The sequence below is a fragment of the Bartonella tamiae Th239 genome, assembly GCF_000278275.1.
GTDB lineage: Bacteria > Pseudomonadota > Alphaproteobacteria > Rhizobiales > Rhizobiaceae > Bartonella > Bartonella tamiae.
The window spans coordinates 640744-653232 of the sequence record NZ_JH725147.1; the positions used below are offsets into that span (position 1 = coordinate 640744).

General features: G+C 40.2%; 12 protein-coding genes. All 12 read left to right on the plus strand.

From position 1 onward, the window contains the following. Nucleotides 1–18 precede the first annotated feature (18 nt). The 12 genes from tsaB to nusA all read left to right on the plus strand — a co-directional run bounded on the left by tsaB (nt 19) and on the right by nusA (nt 12476). Nucleotides 19–696 carry a tRNA (adenosine(37)-N6)-threonylcarbamoyltransferase complex dimerization subunit type 1 TsaB gene (tsaB, locus tag ME5_RS02935; protein ID WP_008038254.1) on the plus strand — a complete coding sequence of 226 codons (678 nt, stop codon included), beginning with the start codon at nt 19–21 and terminating at the stop codon, nt 694–696. A gap of 2 nt (nt 697–698) precedes the next feature. Beyond that, on the plus strand, nt 699–1190 hold the full coding sequence (gene rimI / locus ME5_RS02940; protein WP_008038256.1) for a ribosomal protein S18-alanine N-acetyltransferase: 492 nt from the start codon (nt 699–701) through the stop codon (nt 1188–1190). 31 nt (nt 1191–1221) lie between these two features. Then, nucleotides 1222–2595, plus strand: a complete 1374-nt coding sequence (gene miaB / locus ME5_RS02945) for a tRNA (N6-isopentenyl adenosine(37)-C2)-methylthiotransferase MiaB (protein ID WP_008038258.1) — start codon at nt 1222–1224, stop codon at nt 2593–2595. A 102-nt stretch (nt 2596–2697) separates the two neighbouring features. After that, on the plus strand, nt 2698–3795 hold the full coding sequence (locus ME5_RS02950; protein WP_425338823.1) for a PhoH family protein: 1098 nt from the start codon (nt 2698–2700) through the stop codon (nt 3793–3795). Beyond that, nucleotides 3792–4271 carry an rRNA maturation RNase YbeY gene (gene ybeY / locus ME5_RS02955; RefSeq protein WP_008038262.1) on the plus strand — a complete coding sequence of 160 codons (480 nt, stop codon included), beginning with the start codon at nt 3792–3794 and terminating at the stop codon, nt 4269–4271. Before ME5_RS02950 ends, ybeY begins: the two co-directional genes overlap by 4 nt. Before the next feature lie 86 nt (nt 4272–4357). Then, the gene (locus ME5_RS02960; protein ID WP_008038264.1) at nt 4358–5374 is read left to right on the plus strand and encodes a hemolysin family protein; all 1017 of its coding nucleotides are present in this window, start codon (nt 4358–4360) and stop codon (nt 5372–5374) included. Nucleotides 5375–5656: 282 nt separating this feature from the next. After that, nucleotides 5657–7279, plus strand: a complete 1623-nt coding sequence (gene lnt, locus ME5_RS02965) for an apolipoprotein N-acyltransferase (RefSeq protein ID WP_008038266.1) — start codon at nt 5657–5659, stop codon at nt 7277–7279. A gap of 123 nt (nt 7280–7402) precedes the next feature. After that, on the plus strand, nt 7403–7816 hold the full coding sequence (locus ME5_RS02970) for a helix-turn-helix domain-containing protein (RefSeq protein WP_008038269.1): 414 nt from the start codon (nt 7403–7405) through the stop codon (nt 7814–7816). Nucleotides 7817–8016: 200 nt separating this feature from the next. After that, a complete protein-coding gene (gene metK, locus ME5_RS02975; protein ID WP_008038271.1) occupies nt 8017–9282 on the plus strand; it encodes a methionine adenosyltransferase in 1266 nt (421 codons plus the stop codon). 19 nt (nt 9283–9301) lie between these two features. Then, the gene (gene trmB, locus ME5_RS02980) at nt 9302–10003 is read left to right on the plus strand and encodes a tRNA (guanine(46)-N(7))-methyltransferase TrmB (protein ID WP_008038272.1); all 702 of its coding nucleotides are present in this window, start codon (nt 9302–9304) and stop codon (nt 10001–10003) included. Nucleotides 10004–10143: 140 nt separating this feature from the next. After that, nucleotides 10144–10791: a ribosome maturation factor RimP gene (gene rimP / locus ME5_RS02985; RefSeq protein ID WP_425338822.1), complete on the plus strand. Its 648-nt coding sequence runs from the start codon at nt 10144–10146 to the stop codon at nt 10789–10791. Between the two features lie 74 nt (nt 10792–10865). Then, nucleotides 10866–12476 (plus strand): transcription termination factor NusA, encoded by a 1611-nt coding sequence (gene nusA / locus ME5_RS02990; RefSeq protein ID WP_008038275.1) that lies wholly within the window; start codon nt 10866–10868, stop codon nt 12474–12476. Nucleotides 12477–12489 lie beyond the last annotated feature (13 nt).

The window sequence follows — 12489 nt, forward strand, 5'->3', positions numbered from 1 at the left end:
ATGATTTACATTTAGAAGATGATGATACTTGCACTTGATACTGGATTAAAAAATTGTGCCGTTGCGCTTGTCAACAATGGTGAAATAGTTGCGCGCATAAGTGACACAATAGGTAAGGGACATGCTGAAAAGCTGATTGAGCAACTATCAATGCTTTTTCATGAAGCGCATATCTCTTTTGATGATGTTGATCGATTTGCGGTAAATGTTGGACCGGGGTCATTTACAGGTGTGCGTATAGGCGTTTCAAGTGCGCGGGCATTATCTTTAGCGTTTAAAAAACCATCAATTGGTGTCAGTTCTCTTGAAGCCATGGCCTATCAAACGGTGATCAATATGGGTAGTGAAAATATAAAAAAAACCGCAATTGTTTGCGTCATGGATGCTGGACGTGGTTTGGTGTATCGTCAAGATTTTCAAAGTACAATGCATCCAATAACGCCACCTCAATTATTGGCACGCGAAAATTTTGCTTTTCATTTGCCAAATGATTATATTCTTGCAGGTCCCTATGCAGGTGATCTTGGTCTCGTCATGACATTAGAAAGCGATCGCATTATTCAATTTGATGCACCAGATATTGTGAGTTATGCTTTTTTAGCAGAAAATAAAAAGTTTTCTGAATTGCCAAAACCACTTTATTTGCGTGATGCAGATGCAAAACCTCAAACAGGATATGCACTTGCAAGGAAGTGAATATGGTTGGCTTTCCCTTTTTAAAAAATAACTTTTCTATCACACATATTGAAAAAGATGATGTTGGAGCGCTTGAAGCTGTGCATCAAACGGCATTTTTTGATTCTTGGAATGCGGAAACTTTTCTACAATTTTTATCCGATCCGCAAATCTTTGGTTATGTTTTACGCTTGGTCGGACAGCCGAAACGCTTGCTCGGTTTTGTTTTATGTCGATTGGTTTTACAAGAGGCTGAAATTATCACCATTGCGGTGCATCCGTATTTTCGTAGCAGAGGTGTTGGTAAAGACCTTTTAGAAGCTGTGTTGCGTCATCTTTATCGAGAACGAGCAACAAGTTTATTTCTTGAAGTGGATGAAACGAACAAGGCTGCCCTTCATCTTTATCATTATTTTTCATTTCAGGAAATAGGGCGCAGACCAGCTTATTATCAGACATCTTCTGGTCGCAATGATGCGCTTATTATGAAAAGAAGTTTTCAGCAAAAAGATTGAGCTTTTTTGTAAAACACGCTAGAAGCGCTCTATGAGCGAAGGTAACCAAAAAAATACTATGGAAAATAGTCGTAAAGTTTTTATTAAAACTTATGGCTGTCAGATGAATGTCTATGATAGCCAGCGCATGAGTGATAGCCTCGATGCAGTAGGTTATGTAACAACGGAAAGTCCCGATGATGCGGATTTGATCTTGGTTAATACATGCCATATTCGTGAGAAGGCGGCCGAAAAACTGTATTCTGATTTGGGGCGTTTGCGTAAGCTGCGTCAAAAACGCGATCCTTTGCGACCTGTTACTATTGGTGTTACGGGATGTGTCGCTCAAGCAGAAGGTGAAGAAATTTTACGGCGTGCGCCAACGGTGGATCTTGTTGTCGGTCCTCAAACCTATCACCGATTACCAGAAATTTTGAATAAAGTTCAAAAAGGTCAGAAAATTGTTGAAACGGCTTATGCTGTTGAAGATAAATTTGCGCATTTACCCGCCCATAATACCCAAGCGGTGCGTCAAAGAGGAGTGAGTGCTTTCTTAACGGTTCAAGAAGGGTGTGATAAATTTTGTACCTTTTGTGTTGTGCCTTATACACGAGGCGCAGAAGTTTCGCGTTCTGTTGCGCAGATTAGCGACGAAGCGCGTCAACTTGTCGATGCTGGTGTTAAAGAGATTACACTGCTTGGTCAAAATGTGAATGGATGGCATTTTGATGCTACAGATGAAAAAAAATGGCGCTTAGGAGATTTGCTTTATCATTTGGCCAAAATACCAGGTTTGGAGCGTTTGCGTTATACAACAAGTCACCCACGAGATATGGATGATAGCCTTATCGCTGCGCATCGTGATCTGGATATGCTCATGCCCTATTTGCATTTGCCCGTGCAATCTGGTTCCGACCGAATTTTAAAAGCAATGAATCGTCAACATAAAGCGGTTGATTATATGAGGTTGATTGATAAAATTCGTCAAGCGCGTCCAGATATTGCTTTTTCAGGTGACTTTATTATTGGTTTTCCCGGTGAAAGCGATAAGGATTTTGAAGATACAATAAAATTAATTGAATATGTGGGCTATAGTACCGCCTATTCTTTTAAATATTCGCCGCGACCAGGCACCCCTGGTGCGTCCATGAATGACCATGTTGATGAAAAGATAAAAGATGAGCGTTTACAGCGTGTACAAGCTTTGCTTCTTGACCAACAACATCGTTTTTTAAGATCAAAAGTTGGTCAATCAACACAAGTATTGATTGAAAAAAATGGCCGTCACGATGGGCAGATGGTTGGGCGCTCGCCATGGTTATTACCTGTTGCTGTCATGACCAATGCAAAAATCGGTGATCTTGTCATGGTTGATATAAAGGATGCACGCTCTAACAGTTTATATGGCGAAGTTTTGGTATCGTGAAGCTCTTGTCATGCTATGGTTCTGTATATTTTCTTAAAAGCGTTTTACTTTTAAAAAACTGCACTATATTATAAAGGCTATATGATTGTGTAGGAGAGAGGGTTGAATACTTCAACCAATAAAAAACAAAGCAACCTAAATAAACGCGACAATAAATACCCAATATCAGGTGCGTCGGATATGACCCATATTGTGTTGTCTTTTGAAGATAATCATCATGCAACATTGATGTTTGGTCAATTTGATCAAAATGTTGCAAGGATAGAACAAAAACTTGGGCTTGATATTCGTGTTCAAGGAAATGAAGTGTCTATTCGTGGTTCCAATACCCAGACGCAGGTTGCGCGATATATATTTGATCAGCTTTATGCGCTTGTAAAGACAGGTCATGATCTTAGTTTATCTGATGTTGATGGTGTTATTGCAATGGCCGATAGTGCCGTTAATCAAATGGAATTACCGAATTTAGAACAAAGTGCTGCAAAATTGAGTTCTGCGCGTATTTCAACAAGAAAAAAGACGCTTTTTGCTCGGACACAAACACAAGATGCTTATATGCGTGCTATGGAGCGTTCTGAGTTGGTTTTTGGTGTTGGACCTGCGGGAACAGGAAAAACTTATCTTGCTGTTGCCCATGCCGCCATGTTGCTTGAGCGCGGTGTGGTTGAACGTATTATTTTATCGCGTCCAGCAGTTGAGGCAGGCGAAAGATTGGGTTTTTTACCCGGAGATATGAAGGAAAAGGTCGACCCATATTTGCGTCCGCTTTATGATGCTCTTTATGATATGATTCCAGCTGAAAAAGTAGAACGTGCTTTGGCAGCAGGTGTGATAGAAATCGCGCCTTTGGCTTTTATGCGGGGACGTACTTTGGCTCATTGTGTGGTTATTTTGGATGAAGCCCAAAACACAACGTCCATGCAAATGAAAATGTTTTTAACCCGATTGGGTGAAGGTGCGCGTATGATCGTGACGGGGGATCCCAGTCAAGTCGATCTTCCACAAGGACAAAAATCTGGATTGGTTGAAGCCTTGCAAATTTTAAACACTGTTGAAGAGATCGTAACAGTTCGTTTCAGTGATCAAGATGTAGTTCGCCATCCACTGGTTGCGGCAATTGTAAAAGCTTATGATCGCGCGACAAAAGAAAAATACAAAAATAAGTCAGACGTGACGCATGAACGTGATATGAGAGCATGACCATAACCTATGATATTATGGTTGTAGATGATAGCTGGCACAAACAAAAAAATATTGATAGTATTGTGCAAAAAGCTGTTACTATAGCATTAGAGACTCTTAACTTTAGCCATATTGAAAGTGAACTCAGCATTGTTTTAAGCAATGATGAAGAAATTCGTAAAATTAATGCCCAGTGGCGCCAGAAGGATCAGGCAACAAATGTTTTATCCTTTCCGGCTTTTCCATTAGAAGTGGGGCAAACTCCAAGTATTATGTTGGGTGATATTATCCTTGCACGTGAAACAATATTAAATGAAGCGGCTGAAGAAAAGAAAACTTTTGAGCATCACTTAACCCATATGATCGTTCATGGATTATTACATCTTTTGGGTTATGATCATGAAACGGATGCAGAAGCTGAAGAAATGGAAAAGCTTGAAAGGGAAATATTGTATAGACTTGCTATTGATGATCCCTATGCTGTATTATTATAAACATGATGATTTAAATTTTATATTAGAACTGATGATGAGAAATAGAATTTTTATTGAAATTAAAAGAAAATATAAGATTTGAAACAATGACAGAAAAAAACCATAAATCAAAACATAAAGAAACATCATCAGATAGTGATGGGCACAGTCCATCGCGCACGCAGAGCGTTGAAAAACCGTCTTTTTTTGTGAAAATTTTTCCTTTTTTGCGTGCGCGTCAAACGTCTTCCTTACGAGATGATCTAACAGATGCTTTATCGGTTGAACAAAGTGAGGATAATACACTATTTTCACCTGAAGAACGTTTAATGTTGAATAATATTTTGAGGCTTCGTGAAACGCGCGTGGAAGATGTGATGATACCGCGTTCAGAAATCGAAGCTTTAGAAATCAATACAAGTTTGGCTAACGCGCTGGATTTATTTGAAAAAAATGGTCATTCGCGTATGCCTGTTTATGTTGACACTATGGATGACCCTCGCGGAATGATTCATATTCGCGATGTGTTGAATTTTATCACACGATCTGCACGTCCTACGAAACAAAATGGAAAACTTGATTTACAACATATTGATTTTGGTCGTCCGATAGGCGAACTTGATTTGATACGGACCGTTTTATTTGTTCCCGGTTCCATGATGGCTGGTCAACTTTTAAACCGTATGCAAGCCACCCGTACGCAAATGGCGTTAATTATCGATGAATATGGTGGCACAGATGGGCTTGCGTCTATGGAAGATATTGTCGAGCTTGTGGTTGGTGATATAGAAGATGAACATGATGATGAAGATGTTCTTATTATCAAAGAGCCAGACAATAAATGGTTGGTTGATGCAAGTGCAGAACTTGAAGATGTAGAAAAAGCTTTGGGTCCTGATTTTGTTATTGGTGAGTTGGGCGAAGATGTGGATACAATTGGTGGATTAACGGTTTCTGCCATGGATCGCATTCCAGCAAAAGGGGAATTGATTGAAGCGGTTCCGGGATTTAACTTCCAAATTGTTGAAGCAGATAAAAGGCGCATAAAAAGAATTTGCATTCAGCGTATTGTCCAAAATGAGAAAAAGGTAAACGATCATCAGCTTTCTTCACTTGAAGATTAATATGATGACAATAGGTCGTATTGGAAACTGACTATAATGACAGTGTGACCAATGTCCAATGACAGTCAATTTATAGCGATCGCTTATAAATATTTATCAATTGTAAAATAGCAATTTCATCGCGGTGTATATATTATTGCTTCTTTTGGTAATATTTTAAAACGTGTTAAGCATTTTAAAAATGTCTTTTTAAAAAGATATACTTTAATGATCTTTTTCGTTATGGCATGCACTATGTAAACGCATAAATTTTAATAAAAGTATCATAAAGGTGATTAAATCGTGAAACAGAATATTCACCTTCATAAACTCATCATGTTTTTGCATGAGGTGCGCGGCTGGAAACGCCAGTTTATGATGATTTTTTGTGGAGCAGCCACATCTTTTGCACTCTCACCTTTTCATTTTATTATAGTCGGGTTTTTGACATTTCCTATCCTTATCATTGTTCTTGATGGTGTTGCAGAAATTTCAAATTTGAAAAGGCGCATTTTCATTGCGAGTATGACATGTTGGTCATTTGGCTTTGGTTATTTTGTTTTTGCGCTTTGGTGGCTGAGCCATGCTATGCTTATTGATCCGATTGCTTTTGCATGGGCGATCCCTTTTGCTGTATTGGGTTTGCCAGCCTATCTGGCCTTATATTGGGCATTGGCAGGTTGTCTTGCTATGATGTTTTGGTATCCAAATGCAGCGCGTTTTCTTGCTCTTGGATTTGCATTTGGGGCAGGCGAATGGTTCAGGGGAACACTTTTAACAGGTTTTCCTTGGGCTTCGATTGGTTATACTTTAATGCCAACGCCGCTTTTAATGCAATCAGCAGCAATTTTGGGACTTTATGGTATCAATGCTCTTGCGGTTTTGTGTTATAGTCTTGCAACGGTGCTTTTCACGGATGAAAAAAAACTCTTTAGTTTAAGTCTTTTGATGGTGTTAATCGGCGCGCATATTGGATTTGGTGTATATAGAATGCACAATCTGCCAAATGTTGAAAATTATAAAACTGCTGAAAGATGGGTGCGGATCGTCCAGCCTTCAATACAGCAAACCAATAAAATGGATGTTGAAGACCGCCAAAAAACATTTGAAATGCATCTTGATTTGAGTGAGGCGCCTATAAAAAAAGGCTCAAAAAAACCAGATTTCATTGTTTGGCCTGAAACATCTGTGCCTTATATTCTTGATTATGTTCCTGCAGCAAAAATGCGTATTGCTGATATGCTTACCAACAATCAATGGGCGATAGTTGGTTCGGTACGCACAGATGGTCGCGTTAATCAAACGAATAAGCATTATTATAATACGATAGAAGTGGTGAATCATCACGGACAAATACTGGCTTCTTCAGATAAAGTGCATCTTGTTCCTTTTGGAGAATATTTGCCTTATCAAAAGTTATTTGACGCAATAGGTTTAAAAGCGATTGCCGATGATGTGGGGGGATATAGTCCAGCAGACCAAAGACGCAGTGTGACAATGCCTAACGATTTTACGTATCTTCCAATGATTTGTTATGAAATAATTTTTCCCGATGGTATGGATTATCATGGCAATAAACCTCAAGCGATTTTAAATGTTACCAATGATGCTTGGTTTGGCATGACACCTGGTCCTTATCAACATTTAGATCAAGCTCGATTGCGTGCGGTAGAACTTGGTCTTCCTTTGATAAGAGCCGCCAATAATGGTATATCAGCAGTTGTTGATCCTTATGGTCGTATTGTTCAGTATTTAAAACAAAATGAAGTAGATTTTGTTGATTCTCCGATTCCTGATTCCATTGTTCCATATTGGAACAATGGGCCTCAATCTTACCACGCTTTTGTAATTATCTTTCTTTTGCTAGTATCAAATCTGCTGCTAAGACGCACAAAAACCGGCAATCATTTGACAAATATACGGTGATGCTGTGTTATAGGCAATGGCAATGTTCTACGGGGGACTATGGCCACAACCTATAATTATATCATGGCTTGCACAATCATGTATTGTTTGCTTAAGGCTAGTGGCGAAGTGAAGAGTTGATATATGACTGCACCGAAAAAAAAACCTGATCCTACGGATATTTATGTTGGTAGCCGTATTAGGTTACGTAGAAACATGCTTGGTCTAAGCCAGGAAAAGTTGGGTGAAAAATTGGGTATCACCTTTCAGCAAATTCAAAAATATGAAAAAGGCACGAATCGCGTTGGTGCGAGCCGGCTACAAGCTATTTCAGAAATTATGGATGTTCCTGTTTCTTATTTTTTTGAGCAGATGACAGAAGGTCGTCCAACTGAAGGCTTTGTTGAAAATGAACATCAATATGTTGATTTTTGCTCAAGCCATGAGGGTATTCAGCTTATGCGTGCGTTCACAAATATTAAAGATCCGAAAATACGCCGTAAAATCATTGATCTAGCAAAAGCTTTATCTGAAGATGAGCCTTTTGAAAAGGATTGATTTAAATACGAAATGTTGACGGTTTTAATGATGCGATGACTGTTTATTGAAATGTTATAAGATGTGTTATTGCGCTTATTTCTTAAGATAGGTTAAAACAACATTGACGTGAGCCGACAAGCTTGGCAAATAGATAAGGTTATGGTCTTTTTCGCAAAACTGAAAAGGATAGAAACTTATTCTTTCAAGAGGGGTTCCCCGTGTCGCATAAAAATTATCTTTTTACCAGTGAATCTGTATCTGAAGGTCATCCCGACAAAGTCTGTGATCGTATTTCAGATGAAATCGTTGATATGATCTATAATGAAGCTCGCAAGACTGGGGTTGATCCTTGGTCTGTTCGTATAGCGTGCGAAACATTGGCAACCACCAATCGTGTTGTAATTGCTGGTGAGGTACGTGTTCCTGAAACTTTGCTTAAAAAAGATAAAAACGGTCACCTCGTTCATGATAAAGCCGGTCATCCTATGATCAATCCCGCTCGTTTTCGTTCTGCAGCACGTCGCGCTATTCGTGCAATTGGGTATGAGCAAGATGGGTTTCACTGGAAAACAGCTAAGATTGATGTTCTTTTGCATTCCCAATCAGCAGATATCGCTCAAGGGGTTGATAATGCGGCAGATAGACAAGGTGAAGAGGGTGCTGGTGATCAAGGCATTATGTTTGGTTTTGCTTGCCGTGATACGCCTGATCTTATGCCTGCGCCGATTTACTATGCACATAAAATTTTAGAATTTTTAGCGATCGCGCGTCACATGGGCGAAGGTGAAGCGGGTAAACTTGGCCCAGACGCTAAAAGTCAAGTGACAGTGCGCTATGAAAATGGCAAACCCGTTGAAGTTACATCGATTGTTTTATCAACCCAGCATATGGAAGCAAATTGGGATTCGAAGAAAGTGCGTGCGGTTGTTGAACCATATATCCGTAAAGCGTTAAGCGATATTGCAATTTCAGATAATTGTCAGTGGTATATTAATCCAACTGGTAAATTTGTTATTGGTGGGCCTGATGGTGATGCTGGTCTGACGGGAAGAAAAATTATCGTTGATACATATGGCGGAGCAGCACCTCATGGCGGTGGTGCTTTTTCTGGTAAAGATACTACAAAGGTTGATCGCTCTGCAGCTTATGCGGCGCGTTATCTTGCGAAAAATGTTGTGGCGGCAAATCTTGCTGATCGCTGCACAATTCAAATTTCTTATGCTATTGGTGTGGCGCAACCTTTGTCAATATATGTTGATTTACATGGAACTGGTAAGGTCGATGAAGCCGTGATTGAAAAGGCTATTCGTAAAGTGATGGATTTGTCTCCAACGGGTATTCGTAAACATCTTGAATTGAATAAAGCGATTTATGCTAAAACATCGGCTTATGGACATTTTGGTCGTAAACCGAGCCGAAACGGTGCTTTTTCGTGGGAGCGTACAGATCTTGTAAAAGATCTTAAGGCTGCTATTAAAGCATAATAAAAGTGATGGACCGATAATGGATGATCGTAGACAACGGACAAGCGAAGCCTTTTATGGGCGACGTCATGGTAAGGCTTTGCGAGACGGACAAAAGGCGCGCGCGATAAAGTTCATGCCAGCGCTTAAGCTTGATCTTCAGCAGGCTGCACCGATGGATCTGACGCATTTATTTGTTGGATCTGTCCAATCCGTTCGTTTAGAAATTGGTTTTGGTGGGGGGGAGCATCTTTTGCATGAAATGGCACGATGCCCAAATACGGGTTTCATTGGTGTTGAACCTTTTGTGAATGGTATGGCAAAAATGCTTGCAGGCCTTGAAGAGCAAGATGTTTTGCAAAATCGTATTCGGCTTTATGATGACGATGCAACGCATGTGCTTGATTGGTTGGCGCCTTCCTCACTTGATGGTATTGATTTGTTTTATCCAGATCCTTGGCCGAAGACAAAACATTGGAAGCGTCGATTTGTGAGCCAAAAAAATCTGGACCGTTTTGCACGCGTTTTAAAACATGGAAGTCAATTTCGATTTGCTAGCGATATTGAGAGTTATGTTAATTGGACACTTATACATTGTGAACAGAATGAAAATTTTTCATGGCAAGCTGAAAGTTCAAAAGATTGGCAAACAGCATTTGAGGATTGGCCAAGTACGCGTTATGAGGCAAAAGCCTTTCGTGAAGGGCGCTGTCCAAGCTATTTAACGTTTTTACGTTCATAATTTTTATTTATTGAGAGAGCTTGAAGATCATCAAAGGAAGTGCTTGAAAAAAGAATGAGAAAGGCGTATACAAATTATAAATTCTTGATCTTATGATGAAGGGTGGGCCATTTGGACCCGCTCTTTTTTGTTTCTAGAATATGGATAAGGACACTTTTGATAAAAAGGCGATAATTATGGATAACCGTCTGGTTGACATTGATGAAGCACGTTTGTTTGAAGAAACAGGTGTTGATGCGCATATTGCCAATCTCATTGCGCCAGTATTGCGCCCACTTGGTTTTCGTCTCGTTCGCGTGCGTTTATCAGGTCTTAATGGTTTAACACTACAAATTATGGCAGAACGCAGTGACGGCACAATGACAATTGAAGATTGTGAAACGGTGAGTAAAACGGTCTCTCCTATTCTTGATGTAGAAGATGTTATTGATAAAAAATATCATTTGGAAATTTCTTCGCCAGGAATTGATCGCCCTTTGGTAAGACAATCTGATTTTGTAAATTGGCAAGGACACATTGCTAAGATCGAAACTGCAATTTTGATTGATGGACGACGCAAATTTCGTGGTGTCATAAATGATGTTGATGCGCAAGGATTGACTTTGACGGCAGATAAAGCAGCTTATGGTGAAGCGCTTTTTGTGCGTATTCCATTTGCAGATATTCGTGATGCGCATTTAATTTTGACAGATGATTTGATCCGTGATGCGCTGCGAAAAGATAAAGCTTTGCGTGAGCAACTTATCCCTGATGATGATTTGGATTTGCATACTGTATCCAACAGCTAAAATTAAAATCTGTTGGAAATGATTGAACATAAATGAAAGGCCGCGAGGCGCGCGGTATAAAAAGGAGAGTATCAATGGCTGTAAGTGCTAACAGGCTGGAACTTTTGCAGATTGCAGATGCCGTTGCCCGCGAAAAATCGATTGATCGTGAAATCGTTATTGCCGCAATGGCAGATGCTATTCAAAAGGCAGCACGCTCACGTTATGGTCTCGAAACCAATATTAGCGCAGATATCAATTCCAAATCAGGTGAAATTAAATTACAGCGTTTGCTTGAAGTGGTGGATAATGTCGAAGATTATGTGACTCAAATTTCTTTAGCGGATGCGCGTCAAAGAAAAGTGGATGCTGAAATTGGAGATTTCTTATCAGATCCTTTGCCGCCAATGGATTTTGGGCGTATCGCTGCACAGTCAGCCAAGCAAGTGATTGTACAAAAGGTGCGCGAAGCTGAGCGTGATCATCAGTTTGAAGAATATAAAGATAAAATTGGTGAAATCATTTCCGGTACGGTTAAGCGTGTTGAATATGGTAACGTTATTGTCGATTTAGGTCGTGGAGAAGCGATCGTACGTCGCGACGAATTGATCCCTAGAGAGTCGTTTCGTTATGGCGATCGCATACGCGCATTTGTTTATGATGTGCGTCGTGAACAGCGTGGTCCTCAAATTTTCCTTTCGCGCACGCATCCACAATTTATGGCAAAACTTTTTACTATGGAAGTGCCTGAAATTTATGACGGTATCATTGAAATTAAATCGGTGGCTCGTGATCCAGGTTCTCGGGCAAAAATTGCTGTAGTTTCGCGTGATGGGTCTATTGATCCTGTAGGTGCGTGTGTTGGTATGCGCGGCAGCCGTGTTCAAGCTGTCGTTGGTGAATTGCAAGGTGAAAAAATCGATATTATTCCTTGGTCGCCAGATGCTGCAAGTTTTATCGTCAATGCGCTTCAGCCTGCTGAGGTGGCAAAAGTTGTTTTGGATGAAGAATCTGAGCGGATTGAAGTTGTTGTCCCAGATGATCAATTGAGCCTTGCTATTGGGCGTCGGGGGCAAAATGTCCGTCTTGCTTCTCAATTAACAGGATGGGATATTGATATTCTAACAGAGAAGGAAGAATCTGAAAATCGCCAAAAAGAATTTAACGAACGTAGCCAATTGTTTATGGAAGCCTTGGATGTTGATGAAATGGTAGGGCAAGTGCTGGCTTCTGAAGGTTTCACGTCTATCGAGGAAATTGCTTATGTGGAATCTGAAGAAATCGCCACAATTGAAGGCTTTGATGAAGAAACAGCCGCGGAAATTCAACAACGTGCTAAAGAATATATTGACCGCCAAGAAAAAGAGCTGGATCAAAAGCGCAAAGATCTTGGTGTTGAAGATGAACTGCGTGAATTGCCCGGCATCACAACAGCCATGCTTGTTGCAATAGGTGAAGATGGTGTGAAAACTATGGAAGATTTTGCAGGTTATGCTGTTGATGATTTGGCTGGTTGGCGTGAGCGTAAAAATGGCGAGACACAAAATTTCGCAGGTGTGTTTACACCTTTTGAAATGAGCCGTGCTGATGCGGAGGCAATGGTTATTGCTGCGCGTTTAAAAGCGGGTTGGATGACAGAGGAAGATCTTGTCAGTGAAGCCTCAAATCAGGAAACGTCAAACGAAGAAGAGACAGGCGCCAATTAATTTGATGGAAATA

Excerpts from the sequence above, each read along its gene's own strand:
- tsaB (WP_008038254.1), top strand. The coding sequence starts at position 19 with ATGATGATACTTGCACTTGATACTGGATTAAAAAATTGTGCCGTTGCG.
- ybeY (WP_008038262.1), top strand. The coding sequence starts at position 3,792 with ATGACCATAACCTATGATATTATGGTTGTAGATGATAGCTGGCACAAA.
- ME5_RS02960 (WP_008038264.1), top strand. The coding sequence starts at position 4,358 with ATGACAGAAAAAAACCATAAATCAAAACATAAAGAAACATCATCAGAT.
- rimI (WP_008038256.1), top strand. The coding sequence starts at position 699 with ATGGTTGGCTTTCCCTTTTTAAAAAATAACTTTTCTATCACACATATT.
- rimP (WP_425338822.1), top strand. The coding sequence starts at position 10,144 with ATGGATAAGGACACTTTTGATAAAAAGGCGATAATTATGGATAACCGT.
- miaB (WP_008038258.1), top strand. The coding sequence starts at position 1,222 with ATGAGCGAAGGTAACCAAAAAAATACTATGGAAAATAGTCGTAAAGTT.
- nusA (WP_008038275.1), top strand. The coding sequence starts at position 10,866 with ATGGCTGTAAGTGCTAACAGGCTGGAACTTTTGCAGATTGCAGATGCC.
- ME5_RS02970 (WP_008038269.1), top strand. The coding sequence starts at position 7,403 with ATGACTGCACCGAAAAAAAAACCTGATCCTACGGATATTTATGTTGGT.
- trmB (WP_008038272.1), top strand. The coding sequence starts at position 9,302 with ATGGATGATCGTAGACAACGGACAAGCGAAGCCTTTTATGGGCGACGT.